Source organism: Candidatus Sulfurimonas baltica, from assembly GCF_015265455.1.
Lineage (GTDB): Bacteria > Campylobacterota > Campylobacteria > Campylobacterales > Sulfurimonadaceae > Sulfurimonas > Sulfurimonas baltica.
In genome coordinates, this window is sequence record NZ_CP054492.1 from 503,940 (window position 1) to 523,262 (window position 19,323).

The window sequence follows — 19,323 nt, forward strand, 5'->3', positions numbered from 1 at the left end:
CATGTATCACTCATCTCTTGAAATTGAACATTCAGACAATAAGCTCTCCTTAGCGTTCACGGGAGAGCTTACTCTTTATAATATTTCAAAATATCAGAAACAGATAACTTCTATAAATTTTAATGGTGTTAAAATCGTAGAGATAGACTTTTCAAATCTTTTTTTTTTAGACAGTGCCGCTTCAATTTTTATATACAATTTACAAACCCAACTTTCCTCAAAAAACATACAAATCAATCTGCTTTGCAACAATAAAGAAATATTGGAAATATTAGAATTAATAAAAAAGCAAAAACAAAAAACAATTAAAATTTCACCCAATAAAGATATAAGTATTATAGAAAAGATAGGAATTAAAATTCATAGAAGCTATAAAGGATTTTTATCTTTAATGGCTTTTATGGGTGAGTTATTTATAAATATACTCTATTACTTTTTTTCAATTAAAAATATAAGGTATAAAGAGATTGCTTTTGAGATAAATGAAAGTGCTATAAAAGCAGTTGGCATTGTAGCTATAACTAGTTTTTTGATAGGCATAGTAGTAGCTTATCAGTCAGCATTTCAATTGAAATTGTTCGGGGCAAATGTATTTATAGTTGATATACTAGGGTTGTCAATACTTAGAGAGATATCACCACTTATTACAGCTATAGTAATTGCAGGAAGAAGCGGTTCGGCTTTTACTGCTCAAATAGGTGCTATGAAAATCACTGAGGAACTTGATGCCATGAGAACTATGGGTTTTGACCCATATAAGTTTTTAGTACTTCCTCGTGTAATTGCTTTAATGATAGCCATGCCAATACTTATTTTTTTATCAGATGTAATGGCTATTTTAGGTGGGATGCTTGTGGCAAATGTAGATTTGGATATCACTGTAAATCTTTTTTTAGATAGGTTTAGTGATGTTATTGCGGTAAAACACTTTTATATTGGGATTGTTAAAGGACCGTTCTTTGCTTTTTTTATTGCAACGATAGGAATATACCGAGGATTAATGGTTAAAAATGACACCCAGAGTATAGGATTTAACACAACTAAAAGTGTTGTAGAATCTATTTTTGCTGTCATTATTTGTGATGCACTATTTTCAATAGCCTTTACTAACTTGGGGATATAATGAGTAATCTTATAGAAGTTAGAGATGTTAGCACTATTTTTGATGATAGATTGGTGCATAATGGAGTTAGTTTAAGTGTAAAAGAGGGTGAGATTTATGGGCTTTTAGGTCCAAGCGGATGTGGGAAAACTACTCTTCTTCGTGAGATGGTGATGCTTCAAAGTAGTTATAGCGGAAGTATAGAAGTATTAGGACATAACTTACATCATATTAAACATGAAGAAGCTCAGCAGTTAAGACGAAAATGGGGAGTTTTATTTCAAGGAGGAGCACTATTTTCATCGTTAAGTGTAAGAGATAACATTGCACTTCCTCTTATTGAATATACTGATTTGTCTGCAAAGATGATCAATGAGATAGTTGAGTTTAAGATAAATATAGTCGGATTGAAATTGCAAGACGCTGATTTGTATCCATCTCAAATAAGTGGCGGAATGAAGAAAAAAGCAGCCTTGGCACGCTCCTTGGCAATGGATCCAAAACTTCTTTTTTTGGATGAACCCACAAGCGGATTGGACCCTATCTCTGCAAGAGAATTTGATAATTTAATTTTAAAACTTAGAGACCTTTTAGGCTTAACAATTGTAATGGTTTCACACGACTTACAATCAATTTATGATACACTTGATTCTGTTGCAATCATTGACAATAAAAAGATAGTTTATGAAGGAAGTTTAGATAGGATAAAGTCTGTAGAGAGTGAGTTTATACAGATATTTTTTGGGAATCATTATGAATAATAGAGTCAATTATAGTTTAGTCGGTTTTTTGGTACTTTTAAGTTTGGCTATGATGCTAGGGTTTGCATATTGGCTTTTAAAACCATCTGCAGAAGATGAGATGCAAAAATATCTTATATACTTTGATGAATCTGTTTTAGGCCTTAATACTGATGCATCGGTAAAGTACAGAGGTGTTAGTGTTGGTAAAGTTGAAAAACTCAGCATTAATCCAAATAATTCCGAACAAGTTGAAGTGCTAATTACCATTTTAAAAACAACACCGATAAAATCATCAACTGTAGCCAAGTTGACTTCTCATGGTATTACAGGTTTAAGCTACATAAATCTTAGTTTTGGTGATAGCGAAGCAGAACCACTTAAAGCTAATAATGAATATGAGTATCCGGTTATAAAAACTATCCCATCACTGTTTAATCAGATTGAATCGTCATTTGGAAGTTTCTCTGACAATTTATCAACAACATTAATGAGAACTAAGGAGTTGCTCGATGATGAAAATCAGATTCAAATAGCACTTTTACTAAAAAACAGTGCTCTGTTTATGGATAAAATGAATTACATGTTAGACGACAAAACAATAAATGATTTTAAATTAGCTATGAAAAACCTTAGCAGCAGTACAAAAAAAATTGATGATATGATGCCACGCATAGATATGTTTTTACAAAATAGTGTAGAATGGGAAAATAAAATATCAAACTCTTTTGGTTCAATAACCAATAGTTATATTGGAATTAAAGATTCAATGGATGTTTTTAAAGAAGCAGTTGCGAGTGGTGATTTTAATTTTAAAGAGATTACAAGTGATCTTATTCCAACTATGAACAACACTTTTTTATCTATGCAACAGCTTGTTATAAAAATTGAAGAAGCTATTAACAGATATGAAAGAAGTCCTGGCGACATGATATTTACTCAAGAAAAAATAAAAAAAGGACCAGGTGAGGATTAACACATGAAACTAATTTTTATAATTGCAAGTTTGCTTTTGCTCTCAGGCTGTACTACAACTAAACCATCTATTACAGAGTACAGATTAGTTAGTAAAAACATGAGTAAAAACACTAAAGCAGCGTATAGTTGCTCGGATAAATCATTAAAGGTATCACAAGCGTTTAGTCCTAGTATGCTGATGTCTTTAAAAATGCATTATGCGCAAGATGAAAATAAAATCTTTTTCTACTCTGAATCTGAGTGGAGTGAAACACCAAACAATGCGATTACTTTACAAATATATGAAAAAGTTAGGAGTAGTAATCTTTTTGAAAATGTTCAAATATCAAAATCAAGAAGTAACGGTGAGTTGATTTTGGAAACAAATATAGAAGATTTTATGCAGTACTACACAGCAGACTTAAAAAAATCATATGCCAATGTTGTAATAAGTTTAACACTTATTGATTCTAAAACTAGAGAAGTGATTTCAGCTAAAACATTTGAGTCCAAAGTTTACTCAACAACGCTTAATGCAGATGGCGGAGTTGAAGCTTTGAGCAATGCATTAGAAAAAGTTTTACAACAATCTTTAGAGTGGCTTAATGGAGCATGTACGTGATAACAGAGAATGAATACAAAAAAAGAAGAGATACGTTAGCTAAAAAACTTTACAGTGGTTCGGTTGGTGTTATGTTTAGTGCTACATGTAAGAGCAGATCAAATGACACAGAGTATCCATATAGACAAAATAGTGACTTTTATTATCTTACAGGTTTTAAAGAAGATAACGCAACCTTAGTTTTTGTCAAAGAAAAAAATAGTGTTAAAACTGTGTTGTTTCTACAAAAAAAAGATGAACAGTTAGAGCTTTGGAGTGGGAAAAGGTTAGGGGTTAAAGAGGCGAAAAAAAGATTCTTGGTTGATGAAATATATACCACTGATGACTTTAAAAAGAGTATAAAAGAGTATCTAGCAAATAAAAAATATTTATATTCTGATCTAGATTCTAAAGACAAAAGGGTAAAAAAGGTTTTGAAGATGGCAAAAAGTATTAAAACTTTTGCCAATATAGTTTTACATGTACAAAAGATGAGACTAATAAAGTCTGCTTCTGAAATAGATATAATAAACAAAGCAGTAGCTATAACAACAGCGGCTCATCATCGGGCAATGCATAGCAAAAAAATAGGTAAACATGAGTTTGAACTTCAGGCAGAGATAGAGTATGAATTTAAAAAAAATGGAGCATACAGCGACGCCTATACATCTATTGTAGCATCTGGAAACAGTGCTAATACTCTTCATTACACCGATAATAATAACATTATGATTGACGGGGAGCTTGTATTAATAGATGCAGGCTGTGAGTATGAATATTATGCCAGTGACATAACTAGAACCATCCCTGCAAATGGCATGTTTACACAAGCACAAAAAGAGTTATATAGTGTAATTTTGAATACTCAGCTTAAAGTAATAGAGATGATTAAACCAGGCGTGAAGCGAAGTGATTTACAAGCTAAAGCGGAGGTACTGTTAACAAAAGGGATGGTTAAACTTGGTATTTTAAAGGGTGACTACAAAGAGCTAATTAAAAACAAAAAACACAAAAAATATTATCCGCATGGAATAGGTCATTGGATGGGCCTGGATGTTCACGATACGGCTCCTTACTTGGATGATAAAAAGAAAGAAATACCACTTAAAAAAGGTATGGTTTTAACAATAGAGCCTGGATTGTATATAGACAAAGATGATAAAAATGTGCCCAAAGAGTATCGAGGTATTGGGATTAGAATTGAAGATGACATTCTAGTTACTCAAAATGGATATAAAAACCTCTCCTACGGTATAGCAAAAACGGTAGAAGAGATAGAGAATAAGTCAAAACTGTAAAGATGAGATTCCAAATCAAGTTTGGAATGACGACAACACCGCTTTGGAATGACTACAACTACGTCACCCTGAACTTGATTCAGGGTCTAGTTGGCTAATTATACGAATAGCTCCACCCTGTAAGCTTATGTGTTTTTGCTTCATAAAAGTTGTCAGAATCAGCTAGAAAGTCCATCACGTGCATAACGGAGTAGGGTATACTTCTTTGATCTTCTGGTGATACTAAAAGGAGTGGCATTGGAGTATCCTGAGCACTCATTGAAAATCCAACAGGCATTAACTGGCTCATTACCTCTATTGGGTTTTTCATAGAGTTTTCATCTAAAAACTTATCTAAAATAGCATCTTTAACATCTTGGGGTAGCTTCTCATCTGTATTTAAAAAGATTGTAAACTGAATAGGGGTGTCTTTAAATTTACTTGGAGCAGGAGCTGCCATAATAATATACTCTACATTTTCAAGATGTTTTGAAATTTCATTAAGAGTGAAATACTTGTCCGTCTTTATAGCTTTTGCTTCCATTATTTAGACTCCTCATCTATAAGTGGTTTCCCGGTCTTCTCTTCTATCTCTTTTTGAAGCTTGGACATTTCAAATCTAACAATGTCCATAATATGTGGAGGTACGTTGTCATCTTTACTCCATAGAACTTCATCAATATTTCCACCGTAATCACGGCCAAGTTCCTCAACTTTTTTAGAGTACTCTTGCAAATCTTTGCAAACTTCTACCCTCTCATCAGCGGTATCTGTAAGTTCTATATACCAATCTTCATGACTGCCATCCGCCATTTTGATTATTGATTTAAATATTGCAGACATCTTTTATCTCTTAGTTTCATCGAATTTTTTAGTAAATGTGATTAAATCATCTTTTTTCTTTAAATCACCATTATATGTAATATCTGATACTCTAGCACTATCGTCATTTAGTATTTTAGGAACAGCATCACCATTAGCAATTACTTCCATATGTGCATCTAACTCATCTTCACTGTATGCCATTTGCATATCAGCCGCAACTACATGTGGAATCTCTTCTATTACTCTAAGTTTTTCCAGCTCCTCAGCAACACCATTACCCTCTATTGTGATGATGATTCTACCTTTTTCATCGTGCATATGATAATCACACACTTCACAATCTTTTAGACTCTGAACAACCTCTTCTAAATATTTTGGTACTGTTTGAACTACTATACTTGATACATTCATTTTGCTTCCTTTATTATTTATTGATATGTTATTTTTCTTATTTTTTCGCCGTTTTCTTGGCGAATTTTATCATATAACTTCTGATGTTTTAATTTTTCAGCGTGGCTTATAGGAGTTCTTAGTGATTTGTATTCAACTAAAACTCCATCATTATAAACACCGGAAACAATTGCTTCAACCCAGTAGTAACCGCCATCTTTACGCATGTTCTTTACAACACCGGTCCACTGTTTTTTACTTTTAATCGTCTCCCATAAATCTTTGAAAATAGCACTTGGCATATCAGGGTGCCTGACAATATTGTGAGATTTTCCTATAAGCTCTTCAAGCTTATAGCCACTAATCTTGCAAAATACGTCATTAGCATAAGTAATAAATCCATTTAAATCTGTTCTTGAAATAATAAGCTCATCTTGGGGAACTTCCGTCTCTATTAAAAATTCACTTTTGTTATAATCCATCTCTTGCTCCTGATTTATTTACACTGTATAGATTAATGATTTTGTCATTACTGGAGACTAAAAAACTATTCTCGTCTATAAACACAATATTTGATAGTGTGATTTTATTTCCGCCAAATATCCCTAACGTAGATTTAGTCGTAGTGTCAAATAGAGTTACATTGTTGTTTTCATCACTGGCATAAGCCACTCTGTTGCCACTTGGTGACAGACCAACACTGTACACTAAAAAATTTGACTGTTTATAGTATGCCAGGTTTGATTGTACATCATATATTACAACCCTTCTATCTTGACCTGCTGTAGCGATAATTTTATTTTTATAATCAACCTGAAAAACATTATCTAGATTTTGTCCCTCCAGAACTCTTATAAATTTGCCATTTTTTGTGCTGTGCATCTTTAGATTACCGCTCTCATCTGCAACTACTACTTCACTCTTCTCTTCGTTTAAACAAAAGTCAGAGAACTTAGCGCCACTTACTTGAATGGACCAGTTTTGCTTAGCAGTTGTCATATCATATGAAATAAGTTCACTACTAAGGAGTCCCAATAAAATTGTGCTTTTATTTAAAAACTTAGCTTTTGCAATAGTGAGAGCTTTTGAAAAATCAATTAAAAGCTCTGTTTTGTTGTTTTGATGAATATGGACTCTTCTGTACCCTTGTTTTGTTTGTGAAAGAATAAGTATTTTATCATCAATAATATCAACAGAAAAAACTTTAGAATCAACATCATCACCTATAAAATCTTTTATCTGCTCTAGTTTTATTTGCTTTAGAAGTTTTTTACTTTTAAAATCAAATATATCAACCGTCCCAGCATCTGTGCCACTGTAAACTTTGCCCTCTTTATATACCAAATCAACAACATTGCCACTGGAGATAAAGTGTCCAATAGGCTGTTTTATGTCTGCTCCAAACAGAGATGTCAGCAAAATACCTATAAGTATGATTTTATTCACTACCGCACCTTTATATCTATAGCATTTGTCGGACATTTACTTATACAAAATCCACAAGATGTACAATTTGAATTAATTTCAGGCATAAACATTGCCTTGAAATCTATGGCGTTGTCTAAACATGGGTCTTTGCAAGAAAAACACATAGTATGATTCCAACTAAGACATGTACTTTTATTAATAGTTACATGTATATTAATTGGCTTTTTATCTTCTACATGTAGAACTCCAAACTCACAAGCTTTTGCACACTCATCACAGTAGGTACATCCGCTCAAAGAGAAGTTTAAGTATGGAGTTCTGTCATCTGCAATTTTTATTATTTCTTCTTCACAAACAGTGGCGCATTTTGCGTCACATTTGCTACACTCATTATGAAAAAGAGATTCATCACCAAAGTAAGGCGGTCTTATAAGCTTCTCTTGCTTGTTCTTTGTATTTAAAGAAGAAACAAGAGAGCTAAAAAGCTCTCTTCTTTTGTTCATTTAATGCTCGTTTAAATAACCGGCAGCAGAATCTTTGTTTGCAATATCTGATTCAGTTACAAAGTTCTCACCATCTTTAATGGTATTTAAACCATCAGTTAGATTAGAACCACTCCATGTAGATAAGTTCGCACCATCTTTTGAGGTATACTTAGCTTCGAAAGTGTTTTCAACCGCTAAATTACCTTGAGATTGAGGAGCATGACACAGAGTACAATTAAATCTTGAACCCTGAAGTTTATCTGTTTTTTTAATCGCAACTTCATTTTTGTAGTTGTCCACTGCTTTTTTGAATACACCATCTACAACACCGTGTTTAGGTCTAAAGTCCGTAAAGTGCGATACAGGAATTGGCGTAGCGCCCATAGAACTTGCAACATCCGGCATGTGACAGCCTGTACACTGGTTATCAGATATTTTAATAGGCAACATCCCATCAGTGCCATGGGGAATCATTGGTGGAGCATCCTGAAATGCTCTTGTGATTTTAGCACTTGCGCCGGCCATCTCTGTCCTGTACTCAGTTTTTGAAGCGGCAGTGCTCTCCTCGCTGTAAATATCAGTCTTTCTAAGACCTAAAGACTCCTCAGTTACAGCTTTAACTGTTTTAGTATCACCTGCTGGAGTGGCTTTATCTGCACAACCAACTATCAGTAGTGTAGTAGCAACTAAACCAATCGTTATGTTTCTTATTGTTTTCATCTTATTCTCCCGTTGTTTTATTTTTTGCTAGTTTTCGTATTGAAAAATTAAGAGCGTCATCATCACACACTTCAATACATCTAGCACAATTTGTACATTCACCTGATAGTACAGATAAACTCTCTTTGCCAACCATATGTAGTACTTGGTGCTCAGGGCAAACAGTTTTACACTTCATACATAAAGTACAATTCTCTTCTGAATGACTCACTCTTATTAGACTAAAATTGCCTAACAGTGAATAGAATCCACCAAGAGGACATACATGTCCGCACCAACCATTCTTTAAGACGAATAAGTCAAAAAGAAATATTATGAGCATTGCTGCCCAACCAAAACCTAAACCAAACACTATACCTCTATGAAGCATAGATATTGGTGATATAAATTCAAAGGCTGTAATGCCCATAGCAGCTGAGATAATCAAGCTTAATGCTAAAACCCAGTATCGCATATTTCGCGAAGCTGGTTGTCTTCTTGAAATATCATCTACACCAAGCTTTCTTCTAAGCAGTGCTGCTGCATCTGTAACTATATTCACAGGACAGACCCAGCTACAAAAGACGCGACCGCCAATAAGTAGATAAAATATAGCAACTATAAATACACCAATAAGTAAGTCTATGCTTAAAATAGCACCTGCTGCAAGCATTTGTAGTGCTGCATATGGATCACTTAAAGGAACGGTATTTAAAACAAGAGATGAACTAAGGTTACCCTTTAAGATACTCCATCCCCAAGCATTAGCCGAAAAATATAAAACTAATATACTTATTTGTGTAAATCTTCTAAAAAACAGATATCGGTAGTTATTCCATAGCGTAGCCATTAGTACAACTCCTCTTTGCTATTTAAAGAATCAATAGCACTCTCTTTGCTTATCTCAGTTTTCGTTTTGATTTCCATTGCGTTTTCTAAACGTTTTTCATCATCTTTGTCCCAACCTTTGATATAGTAATCACCGGCTTTACCTTGAGCGACCTCTCTTGGAAGTATAAATATAGATGCTTTTTCTGTAACACAGGCTCTTTCACATAAACCACAACCAGTACAGATATTAGCATGAACAACCGGCTTCATAAAGGCATGCTTACCAGTTCTCTCATTCTTTTCATATTTAATTGATATAGCCTCGCCCAGTAAAGGACAAGCTCTATAACAAGCATCACATTGGATGCCCCAAAATGCTATACAGCTCTCACTGTCAATAATAGCTAGACCCATATCAGCCACGTTTATATCGAGTTTTGCATCTGTTGTAACACTAGATTCATCAAGGGCTCCCGTAGGACATACAGGGACACATGGAATATCTGTGCACATATAACAAGGTATATCTCTAGGGATAAAATATGGAGTTCCTAGAGGTTTATTGTCACCTGGTTTAGCAAGCAATAGCGTATCGTACGGACAAGCTAAAACGCATAGCCCACACTTTATACATGTTTTAAGAAAATCATCTTCTTTTATGGCTCCAGGTGGGCGGAGTAAAAGTTGTGAAGCTGTAACTTCGTCAACATATGCACTCCAAATAAAACCACCAAGTGCTGTTATACCAGCACTCCTTGCTATATTGAGGATAAATTTTCTTCTATCGCTTACTAGTTCAGTTTTCATTTTTTAGTATAACCTTTTATGCTTTGTAGATTTTTACAGCACATTTTTTAAAGTCTGTCTGTTTTGACATTGGACACGTCGCATCTAAACAAACTTTGTTGATAAATACTTTTTCATCAAACCAAGGTACAAATACTAAGCCTTTTGGCGGTCTGTTTCTACCACGAGTTTCAACTCTGGCTTTAACTTTGCCACGTCGAGACTCAATCCAGCACAAGCCACCTTGAGTAAGATCTTTATTTTTTGCATCGCTAGGGTGCATATAACATAGTGCTTCTGGAACTGCACGATATAGTTCAGGAACACGCATAGTCATAGTTCCTGAATGCCAGTGTTCTAACACACGCCCCGTATTTAACCAAATATCATACTCTGCATCCGGCATTTCTGGAGGATCCATGTACGGACGAGCAAAAATCTTGGCTTTATTAGCGAGTGATTTTTTCTCAGAATCTTTATCTTTCCCACCTAGAGTACCACTTTGAAGTGCCTTTGCAATAGTTCCATAGAATGCATGTGAGTTACCACTCTCTTTAGTTGCTTTTGCTGCATATGGGTCATATTTAGCATTAAATCTCCATGCTGTCTCTTTACCGTCAACAACAGGCCATTTAAGACCACGAACTTTATGGTACATGTCAAATGGTGCTAGGTCATGTCCATGCCCACGTGTAAATGCAGCATACTCTTCCCAAAGATATTTTTGGATGAAGAAGCCATAACCTTTAAATACTTTTCCATCTGAGCCAACAACATTTCTGCTGTCTCCGTAACCCTCAGTATTGTCATACCCTTTTTGAATTGGGTCGTTTTGGTCAAGTTTATAAGTTTTAGCAACTTTATTTGCAAATAAAATATCAAACATTGTTGTATCTTCGCTGTAACCCATAGCCTTTGCTTGCTCTATAACACTAGGAAGCGCATCTTTTCTCGGACCAGATGGTGCCTGCGCACCCCATAAATCTTTAACTGTAAATCTCTTTGAGAGTTCAACCCATTGCCAAGTATCAGACATTGCATCGCCAACCGGAAGTACTTGCTGTCTCCAGTGTTGAGTACGGCGTTCAGCATTTCCGTATGCTCCCCATTTTTCATAAATCATAGCCGTTGGAAGGATAAGGTCAGATACTTTTGCGGATATACCCGGATACCCATCAGATGTAACTATAAAGTTATCCATTTCACGCGCTGCTTTTAACCAGTGAGTTGCAGATCCTGAATCTTGATAAGGATTACAAACATTTACCCAAGCAAATTTAATTAAGCCATCTTGGATATCACGGTGGATTTTCATAATATGTTGTTTTCCAACACCATTTAGTGTCCCATTTGGAACCATCCATTTCTCTTCTGCTATTTTTCTGTGAGCAGGATTTGCAACCATCATATCTGCTGGAAGTCTATGTGTAAACGTACCAACTTCACGCGCCGTTCCACATGCAGAAGGCTGGCCTGTTAAACTAAATGCTCCCTCACCAGGATTAGCTTGTTTATTTAATAAAAAGTGAACATTGTAAGCAAGTGTATTAACCCAAGTACCACGTGTATGTTGGTTCATACCCATTGTCCAAAAAGATACTACTTTTCGTCCCTTTTCAATATACAAGTTAGCTAACTCTTGAAGTTTTGCTTTGAAGCTATCAAGAGACTCATCGGGATTGCCTTTTGTAATAGTTGCAGTATATTCCAGTGTATATGGTTCTAAAGATTTCTTATACTCTTCAAAAGAGATTTCCCAGTGACCTAATGTACCAGCAGTATGATTCATAGTGTCACCAGCTTTATAACCAAAAGGCTCTAGTGCTGGTCCCTCTTTATCAGAAACAGTTGTTTTCATCTCTTTATTGATTGTTTGCATCTCTAAAGCAGAATATTGACCAGCACTACCATCAGCATTGACAGGAGACATAGATTTTTCACCGGCTCTTCTCATACCGTAACCGATATTTACCGGACCAGCAGCAAATACCATATGTTTCTTAACAAAATCCCAGTCTATAATACCTTCAGCTTCATCTCTCATTACAATTTCTCTTGCAATGTAGTTCCATAGAGCTATATCAGTATTTGGAGAGAATATGATTTCCGTATCAGCCAAATCTGAAGTTCTGTGGGTATAAGTTTGAATACTTATAACTTTTACTCTCTCAGGGTCTGAAAGTTTTCTATCAGTTACACGAGACCATAAAATAGGGTGCATCTCTGCCATATTTGAACCCCATGTAACTATTGTATCAGTTAGTTCAATATCATCATAACAGCCAGAAGGTTCATCAACACCAAATGTTTGGTAAAAACCAACAACAGCTGATGCCATACAGTGACGTGCATTTGGATCAATAGCGTTTGATCTAAAACCTGCTTTCATCATTTTTTGAGCTGCATAACCTTCCATAATAGTATATTGACCAGAGGCGAAAATACCAATTCCTTCAGGTCCACCATGCTTAAGTGCTTTTTTGATGTTTATCGCCATCTCATCAAAAGCTCTTTCCCAAGATATAGGTGCAAATTTACCTTTTTTGTCAAAGTTGCCATTTGCATCCATTCTAAGTAATGGCTTGGTTAGCCTGTCGGCACCGTACATAATCTTTGCATTAAAGTAACCCTTAATACAGTTTAGACCACGATTAACCGGTGCCGCAGGGTCACCTTTAACAGCTACAATCTTACCATTTTTAGTAGCCATCATAATACCACAACCCGTACCACAGAAACGACAAGCTGCCTTGTCCCATCTCCAGTCGCCTTCAGCTTGAGCTGCTGCTGCTTGTAGGTCTGCCGGTACACTCATACCAATTGCCGCTGCCGCAGATGCCGCCGCTGAACTTTTAAGAAATTCTCTTCTAGAAAGTGTCATATTCTCTCCTGTTAGATAATATTTTTTGTTATGTATAGATTAACAAGAAGAAGTATAGCACAGTTTTTTTTTAATGCACTTGACTTGTGTCAAAATCTTAGTCTTTTAAATTAAGTTATATTTTATATATTGAAAAATGAGGCTGATTTATGGGGATATTTATGGTTTAACTATTTGGCAACTTTTAGTAAGTTTCTCTAACTCTTTTTTTAGGTTTGAAAGTTTATGTGTTGAGTTTATTAAAACTTCTGTTGATTCTATAACAATATCTTCACTATTATTGAGGTGTTTGGATGCCAATGAATTGTCTTGCAGTTCATTTATTATAGTATCAAACTCATCTGTTAGCTCCTCTAGTTTGGAAGATGCGTATTGTGATTGTCTCAGAGCTTCGTCGGAATGCTCTATGGCAGAGTTTATTTTTTGAATAAAGCAATTAATAGTACCCCCAACTTCAACTATTTCACTTTCGCTTTCAGGTTTAATTTTTATTGGTGTAATCTTGGATATGTTTTCATTATTAATCAGTGTTTTGGAGTGTTGTATAAAAGAGTCTACATGTGACTCCATGGCTCTAAGTTGTATAAGTGAATATAAAAGCAAAATGAAAAATGTAAAGGCTGATAAGTATTGAAAAGTTTTTATAAAGTCAGATTTTTCTTCACTATGGTTTGTGTATAGTGTTACAAGTTTATCTACACTCTCAAGCAGTATGGTATTTTGGTTATATATAGATTTAACCACTTCTTCTAGCTCTTTACTTGTGTTTAACTTTGAACTACTTAGAAGTTTAAACTTTTGAATGTTTTCATAAAAGTCATCCCAAAGTTTATTTACACTATTAAGTTGTGTCAAAATACTATATGTATCAACTGCTGATATCTCTTTATCTTTGTCCCCGTATTTTAAAATTTTGAGACCATTAATAAACTCAGCAGCAGCGGAATCTAACTCAATAAAATCTTTATTTGAACTATGATATATATAAAAAACATTTTTAGCAATTTTTTGAGTCAACATTCTTTGTTTTCCAACAATATTTACTACTAGAGCGTCTTTTGTATTTTGCTGGTTTAGGTATATTGTCGTTGCTATTACGCTGATCATTAGCATTGTTAGCATCGCGCCTAAGAGCTTGATTTTTGTGCTCATTTTTGTAGTTTTTTTCATGATAATCCACCATTATATATATTCTGAAGTAACTTTTTATCAAGAATAGTGACGATTGAGTTTTCAATATTAATGATAGAACTTCTTTTTAATTTTTTTAAAACTCTAGATAGTGTCTCCGGTTGAATATGTAACATAAAAGAGACTTCAGTCCTTTTAAGTGTGTTAAACATTTCCAAATCATCACACAGGGTAAAAGCAACTTTTGCAGTTGCATCAAATACCAACTCCCTGTTTACAACACAGTGAAGTTGCTGAGTTTTTGAGAGTATCTCATTTATGAACTCACTGTTTAGTATGTTTTTAGATAAGAACTGTGTTTTAAACTCTAAAAAATCAACTTCAAGTATAGTACTGTCTTCCATAAATTCAGCATTGGAAAAACAGTGAATTATATTATTGTCTAGAGTGGTTAGTTCTGAAATAAGAGAGTTTTTATGTATATTGTAAAGAAAGATTTCATTCTCAAACTTATCTATTTTATAAACTTTTAAAAGTCCTGAGACTAAAAAAAATATTTTATTATTAGTGTCATTCTCATAATAGAGTATTGATTTTTTTGGGTACTTAACTACCGTTGAGATGCTATCAATTATATTTAACATATCACTATCAAGTGAAGCAAAAAAAGATAGTTGTCTTATATGATATTGTTTTTCATTCATAATTTATACTTTGTATTTATGACTATTTTTGTTCAATAGATTAACTTTTACGTATTCTACCATCAATTTAAATTAAATTTCTATATTTGGCATAGTGTTTGCTTTGGTTAATTGATGTTTAACAGGGAGAAAAATGAATTTTATAGAAGCATTAAAGCTTAAAAGTAAACTTTTTTTTATATTTGTACTTATAGCAGTTGGTCTGTTCTTTATCGGTATCATGGGTACAATAAATCTTAATTCAATGAAAAAAAACTTAGATGCCTTATACTTTGGTTCTTTAGTCCCTGTTATAGAACTTAATTCAATCTTACAAATATATCATTCAGGTTTGGCAAATACAATATACAGGGCTAAAAATTCTGAGATTACCCCTAGCGAAGTTGAATCAAAGATTCAACTTTCAGTAAAAAACATTAGCAGAGAGTGGGAAAAGTATGAATCTCACTTTAAAAGAGACAAAGAGCTTGACTATGTTGAGTATACAGCACTGGAAATCAAGGCGACGAATAAATATTTTTATAAAATAATAAAAGCTTTGTCTGATGGTCACGATATTAAAGAGATATCTATAGTAAGTTTAGAGAAAAAAATCTCACATATCAACAAAGTAGTTAATAAACTCATTGCTTATGAAGTGAGTGTCGCCAAGTATGAGAGAAAGAAATTTATAGATGTTTATGATTATTTACTCGTGCAAGTTGGTTTTATACTGGCAGTTGTAATCTTGGGAGTTATGCTGATATCATATTATGTCTTTAAAAGTATTCAAAAAGATCAGACAGCATTAGAGGTGGCAACAAAGAGATTGAAGATAGCAAATAAAAAACTGGAAAATGTCTCATATACAGACTCATTAACAAATCTTTACAACAGAAGATATTTTAATCTAGTTTATGACAGAGAGTTAAAGAGAGCAAAGAGAAGTAACACATATATAACTTTTATGATGTTGGATATTGACTTCTTTAAGCAGTATAATGACACTTATGGGCATATTGAGGGAGATTTTGCTCTTAAGAGTGTTGCAAAAGTATTGCAAGATATACTAAAAAGACCCGGAGATTTTGTATTTAGACTTGGCGGAGAGGAGTTCGGAATATTACTCACTGAGACAGATGAATCCAATAGTGCAAAGTTGGCTAGAGATATCTGCAACTCTGTTAGAGGAAGAGAAATCAAACACTCAGGCTCTAAAGTCAATGAGTTTGTCACCATCTCTATCGGTGTTGTTTGCTGTATCGCTGATGAAGCATTAAATGATGAGATACTTTTGTCTCGTGCTGATGAGATGCTATATAAAGCAAAAGACAGCGGAAGAGACCGTTATAATATAACTACAAATGTAAGTGAAGCAAAAACTGCCAAGGTAAAGAGTGAAGAGAAAAAAGAAGATGGGAAAAAAGAGTTTATTGCTTAGTGTCCACTCTTAAACCTGAACTTTTCTGCTATGAGTAGAGCTCTAAGCTTATCTTTTAATTCTCCTTGAAACTCCATCCACCCATCTTTAAAAGCTCCACCGCAGCCAAGTTTTTTCTTCAAAATTTTCAGAATTGCTTCGGAATCATTTAAAGGGAGATGGAACTCACCGACGAGTGTAACGGTTTTGCCACGACGCTTCTCTTTTTTAAAAATTAAGAAGTGCTTTGAGGGGTCTAAAATTTCATCTGAGACAGTCGTTTTTCTTGATGATTGAATCTCTGCCCACCCATCATCAATATCTGCACCTATAAAGATATCGAGTTTTTTGCCTCTAGACATTTTCGCTGCCTATATATCTAAATCTAGGAACTAATGTATTGTTAACTTCAACTTCTTCAAAAAACATAGTATATGGTCTTGCCCACAGAGTTTCATCGCCGTACATCGCGCGGTAAAGGACCATAAGCTCCTCTGTCTCACTATGTCTTAGTGTATCTATGACTTCATAGCGGTTACCCTTGTAATGTTCATAGATTCCTGTCTTCATACTACAAAACTTTTTGAGCTAATACACTCATGTTGTCGGTGTCATAAGAACTGTTTTTTACACTTTGAAGAACCTCTGCATGTGAGATGTTTTTAGCGTTGTATACAACTATTATAACTTCATCGGAAGATTTTAAAAATGTACTCTCCCCGTAAGGTGTATATCTAGTCGCCCCTATGCTGATAATCGCCTCTTTGGGATTGTTACATGTAGAGATATATTCACTTAAATTTTCTAGCGGTCCAAAATCTTCTTGAGTGTTTATCTGATTTATCATCCAGTCAAGAAGTTTCTCATAAAAGTAGCTATAACCGGTTAGTTCTACATCCTCGCCATACGAGTGAACTTCACCATCTCTTCTTAAAAAGCTGCATATTGAGTAGTTGTCCATAACTCCGCCAGCGCTAAATTTGTCAATGGCAATTAAGTTGTCACTAATCCCTTTAGATGCTTCACCCCAGTTTTTTTTATCACTAATCTTACTGGCACCTGCTACTCTGATAGAGCAGTCGTTATAGGCTCCAAAGTGCGTAGGGATGATTTTAGAGAGTTTGTTGTTTATATATTCAAGTCTACATGTAAGTCCAACTTCAGGTTCAGCCTGAACATTTACATCTTTGTTTGGAAGTTTAATGGTAGTACTTGAGAGAGGGTAGGTTTTTAAAATGGCTTTTGCCTTAAAGGATGACACAAGGGCCTCATTCTCTACATGTAGAGGGAGATAAAAAGGGAACATCCCTTTTGGGGCTGCTTCATCGGCTGTTATAATATCTTTAAAATCTTCTAGTTCGCCGGCTTGAGCCAGGTGAAGTGCAAAGTTACCTGCAATTCCCAGCCCTAAAAAATCTCTATAAGTGTCCACTTGCTTTGGCCTCAACAAACTCTTCATAAGTACCTTTGAAATCTGTATAACTTCCATCAGCATGTAGCTCGATTATGCGGTTAGCAAAAGCGTCCAGTAGCTCACGGTCATGAGATACACAGATAACATTTCCTTTGAAGTTGTAAAGAGCTTCACCAAGTGCTACGATAGCCTCAAGGTCAAGGTGATTTGAAGGCTCATCTAGAAGTACAAAGTTTCCACCCTCTAACATCATCTTACTAAGCATCATTCTGTGTTTTTCACCACCGGAGATACTTACAACAGATTTCTCTTGCTGTTCGCCATTAAAAAGCATACGGCCAAGACAGTTTCTAACCTCTGCCATATCTCCTTTAGGATTAAACGATTTTAACCAATCATAAAGAGTACCATCACCTTTAATAATGTCTGCCGTATCTTGTGGAAAGTAACTATTCTCGATTGTAGCACCCCAGTGAATTTCGCCGGAAGTCGGTTTCATCTCTTCCATCATAATTTTCATAAGAGTTGTTTTTCCAACACCATTTGGTCCGATTAGTGCAACTTTTTCATCTGGAATAAATTTAAGACTTATATCTTTTAAAACTTGATTGTCTCCAAAAGAGTGATTGATGTTTGTAATGTTAAGTGCTTCGTCACCCATTGCTCTTTTTGCCTTAAAAACAATGCTTGGGTCTCTTCTTGAGGATGGTTTGATATCGTCAATTACAAGTTTGTCAAGTTGTTTTTGTCTTGAAGTTGCTTGTTTTGCCTTAGAAGCATTTGCACTAAATCTTCTAACGAAAGCTTCAAGTTGTTCTTTCTCTTTCTCTTGTTTAGCGTTGTTAAGTTCATTTTGCTTAGAAATAACATTTGCAGCTATATACCAGTCGTTGAAGTTACCTGTAAATTCACGAATCTTTTGGTAATCTACATCTAATATATTTGTAACAACGGCATTTAAGAAGTGTCTATCGTGAGAGATAACAACCATAGTTCCCTCATGTCTTTGAAGCTCGTTTTCCAACCATGTAATCGTTTCAATATCTTGATTGTTGGTAGGCTCATCGAGGAATAGTACATCAGGTTTTGGGTATAAAACTTGAGCTAAAAGAACTTTAAATTTGTCAGCACTATCAAGAGTTGACATAAGGTCGTTATGCTGATTTGCAGGGATACCAACATTTTCAAGTATCTTTGCAATATTTACATCGTACTCATAAGTAGGATCTTCTTCTACACAAATAACTTCTAACTCTGCAAGACGGTCATTTACAGCATCATCTTCAAAATCACCAGTTGCATAGATAATCTCTTTTTCTTTTATTGCATCATAAAGTCTTTTATTGCCGTATAAAACAGCATCCATAATAGTAAACTCTTCAAAGGCATATTGATTTTGCCCGAGAACACCGACTTTATTAGTTTTTGGGATTATTACTTCACCGTCATACTCATTTATTTGTCCACACAGGATTTTTAGAAAAGTTGTTTTTCCAGCGCCGTTAGCACCGATAAGACCATATCTTTTATGACGATCAAGCTTTAGATTTATATTTTCAAACAAGACTCTATTGCCATAACGCATTGTTAAATTTTGTACAGTTACCATGATTTTTATCTCTCGCTTAGGTACAATTGGCTGTACCTATTAATTTTCGCGATTATAGCTGAAA

The 19,323-nt window shown here is 34.6% G+C and carries 22 protein-coding genes; 6 read left to right on the forward strand and 16 right to left on the reverse strand.

Translation table 11 applies throughout. From position 1 onward, the window contains the following. Position 1: 1 nt before the first annotated feature. The 5 genes from HUE88_RS02525 to HUE88_RS02545 are packed head-to-tail and all read left to right on the forward strand — an operon-like array spanning position 2 to position 4,698. A complete protein-coding gene (locus tag HUE88_RS02525) occupies positions 2–1,123 on the forward strand; it encodes an MlaE family lipid ABC transporter permease subunit (protein ID WP_194370757.1) in 1,122 nt (373 codons plus the stop codon). After that, on the forward strand, positions 1,123–1,863 hold the full coding sequence (locus HUE88_RS02530; RefSeq protein WP_194370759.1) for an ABC transporter ATP-binding protein: 741 nt from the start codon (positions 1,123–1,125) through the stop codon (positions 1,861–1,863). Before HUE88_RS02525 ends, HUE88_RS02530 begins: the two co-directional genes overlap by 1 nt. After that, the gene (locus tag HUE88_RS02535) at positions 1,856–2,818 is read left to right on the forward strand and encodes an MlaD family protein (RefSeq protein ID WP_229860131.1); all 963 of its coding nucleotides are present in this window, start codon (positions 1,856–1,858) and stop codon (positions 2,816–2,818) included. Before HUE88_RS02530 ends, HUE88_RS02535 begins: the two co-directional genes overlap by 8 nt. 3 nt (positions 2,819–2,821) lie before the next feature. Further along, a complete protein-coding gene (locus HUE88_RS02540) occupies positions 2,822–3,421 on the forward strand; it encodes an ABC-type transport auxiliary lipoprotein family protein (protein ID WP_194370762.1) in 600 nt (199 codons plus the stop codon). Beyond that, a complete protein-coding gene (locus HUE88_RS02545) occupies positions 3,418–4,698 on the forward strand; it encodes an aminopeptidase P N-terminal domain-containing protein (RefSeq protein ID WP_194372487.1) in 1,281 nt (426 codons plus the stop codon). Before HUE88_RS02540 ends, HUE88_RS02545 begins: the two co-directional genes overlap by 4 nt. 94 nt (positions 4,699–4,792) lie before the next feature. On the opposite strand, the gene HUE88_RS02550 is transcribed toward HUE88_RS02545, so the two are convergent. The 12 genes from HUE88_RS02550 to HUE88_RS02605 all read right to left on the reverse strand — a co-directional run bounded on the left by HUE88_RS02550 (position 4,793) and on the right by HUE88_RS02605 (position 14,837). Next, positions 4,793–5,221 (reverse strand): hypothetical protein, encoded by a 429-nt coding sequence (locus HUE88_RS02550; protein WP_194370763.1) that lies wholly within the window; start codon positions 5,219–5,221, stop codon positions 4,793–4,795. Next, entirely contained in the window at positions 5,221–5,520 is a 300-nt protein-coding gene (locus HUE88_RS02555) for a hypothetical protein (RefSeq protein WP_194370765.1), read from the reverse strand. Before HUE88_RS02555 ends, HUE88_RS02550 begins: the two co-directional genes overlap by 1 nt. A 3-nt stretch (positions 5,521–5,523) precedes the next feature. Continuing rightward, entirely contained in the window at positions 5,524–5,913 is a 390-nt protein-coding gene (locus HUE88_RS02560) for a chaperone NapD (protein ID WP_194370767.1), read from the reverse strand. A 17-nt stretch (positions 5,914–5,930) separates the two neighbouring features. Continuing rightward, positions 5,931–6,374: a PAS domain-containing protein gene (locus tag HUE88_RS02565; RefSeq protein ID WP_194370769.1), complete on the reverse strand. Its 444-nt coding sequence runs from the start codon at positions 6,372–6,374 to the stop codon at positions 5,931–5,933. Further along, positions 6,364–7,338, reverse strand: coding sequence for a WD40 repeat domain-containing protein (locus HUE88_RS02570; protein WP_194370771.1), 975 nt, complete (start codon positions 7,336–7,338; stop codon positions 6,364–6,366). The genes HUE88_RS02565 and HUE88_RS02570 overlap by 11 nt, the downstream gene beginning before the upstream one ends. Continuing rightward, positions 7,338–7,823 (reverse strand): ferredoxin-type protein NapF, encoded by a 486-nt coding sequence (locus HUE88_RS02575; protein ID WP_194370773.1) that lies wholly within the window; start codon positions 7,821–7,823, stop codon positions 7,338–7,340. The genes HUE88_RS02570 and HUE88_RS02575 overlap by 1 nt, the downstream gene beginning before the upstream one ends. Next, positions 7,824–8,525, reverse strand: coding sequence for a nitrate reductase cytochrome c-type subunit (locus HUE88_RS02580; RefSeq protein WP_194370775.1), 702 nt, complete (start codon positions 8,523–8,525; stop codon positions 7,824–7,826). It abuts the gene before it with no gap. A 1-nt stretch (position 8,526) separates the two neighbouring features. Next, a complete protein-coding gene (gene napH, locus HUE88_RS02585) occupies positions 8,527–9,354 on the reverse strand; it encodes a quinol dehydrogenase ferredoxin subunit NapH (protein WP_194370777.1) in 828 nt (275 codons plus the stop codon). Then, a complete protein-coding gene (gene napG / locus HUE88_RS02590; RefSeq protein ID WP_194370779.1) occupies positions 9,354–10,142 on the reverse strand; it encodes a ferredoxin-type protein NapG in 789 nt (262 codons plus the stop codon). Before napG ends, napH begins: the two co-directional genes overlap by 1 nt. A 16-nt stretch (positions 10,143–10,158) precedes the next feature. Further along, a complete protein-coding gene (napA, locus tag HUE88_RS02595; RefSeq protein ID WP_194370781.1) occupies positions 10,159–13,002 on the reverse strand; it encodes a nitrate reductase catalytic subunit NapA in 2,844 nt (947 codons plus the stop codon). Between the two features lie 159 nt (positions 13,003–13,161). Beyond that, the gene (locus HUE88_RS02600; RefSeq protein ID WP_194370783.1) at positions 13,162–14,172 is read right to left on the reverse strand and encodes a type IV pili methyl-accepting chemotaxis transducer N-terminal domain-containing protein; all 1,011 of its coding nucleotides are present in this window, start codon (positions 14,170–14,172) and stop codon (positions 13,162–13,164) included. Continuing rightward, a complete protein-coding gene (locus HUE88_RS02605) occupies positions 14,169–14,837 on the reverse strand; it encodes a Crp/Fnr family transcriptional regulator (RefSeq protein ID WP_194370785.1) in 669 nt (222 codons plus the stop codon). Before HUE88_RS02605 ends, HUE88_RS02600 begins: the two co-directional genes overlap by 4 nt. Positions 14,838–14,970: 133 nt before the next feature. On the opposite strand from HUE88_RS02605, the gene HUE88_RS02610 reads away from it, so the two are divergent. Continuing rightward, positions 14,971–16,257, forward strand: coding sequence for a diguanylate cyclase (locus HUE88_RS02610; protein ID WP_194370788.1), 1,287 nt, complete (start codon positions 14,971–14,973; stop codon positions 16,255–16,257). Here HUE88_RS02610 and HUE88_RS02615 read toward each other — a convergent pair. From HUE88_RS02615 to HUE88_RS02630, 4 genes are read right to left on the reverse strand one after another with little or no spacing between them, the layout of a single operon-like run. Further along, a complete protein-coding gene (locus HUE88_RS02615) occupies positions 16,254–16,598 on the reverse strand; it encodes a translation initiation factor (RefSeq protein WP_194370790.1) in 345 nt (114 codons plus the stop codon). The two genes, HUE88_RS02610 and HUE88_RS02615, sit on opposite strands and share 4 nt — an antisense overlap. Next, positions 16,591–16,806 (reverse strand): DUF1653 domain-containing protein, encoded by a 216-nt coding sequence (locus HUE88_RS02620; RefSeq protein WP_194370792.1) that lies wholly within the window; start codon positions 16,804–16,806, stop codon positions 16,591–16,593. The genes HUE88_RS02615 and HUE88_RS02620 overlap by 8 nt, the downstream gene beginning before the upstream one ends. A gap of 1 nt (position 16,807) precedes the next feature. Beyond that, entirely contained in the window at positions 16,808–17,668 is an 861-nt protein-coding gene (locus tag HUE88_RS02625) for a DUF5718 family protein (protein ID WP_194370794.1), read from the reverse strand. Next, positions 17,655–19,259 (reverse strand): ABC-F family ATP-binding cassette domain-containing protein, encoded by a 1,605-nt coding sequence (locus tag HUE88_RS02630; protein ID WP_194370803.1) that lies wholly within the window; start codon positions 19,257–19,259, stop codon positions 17,655–17,657. Before HUE88_RS02630 ends, HUE88_RS02625 begins: the two co-directional genes overlap by 14 nt. Between the last annotated feature and the right edge of the window lie 64 nt (positions 19,260–19,323).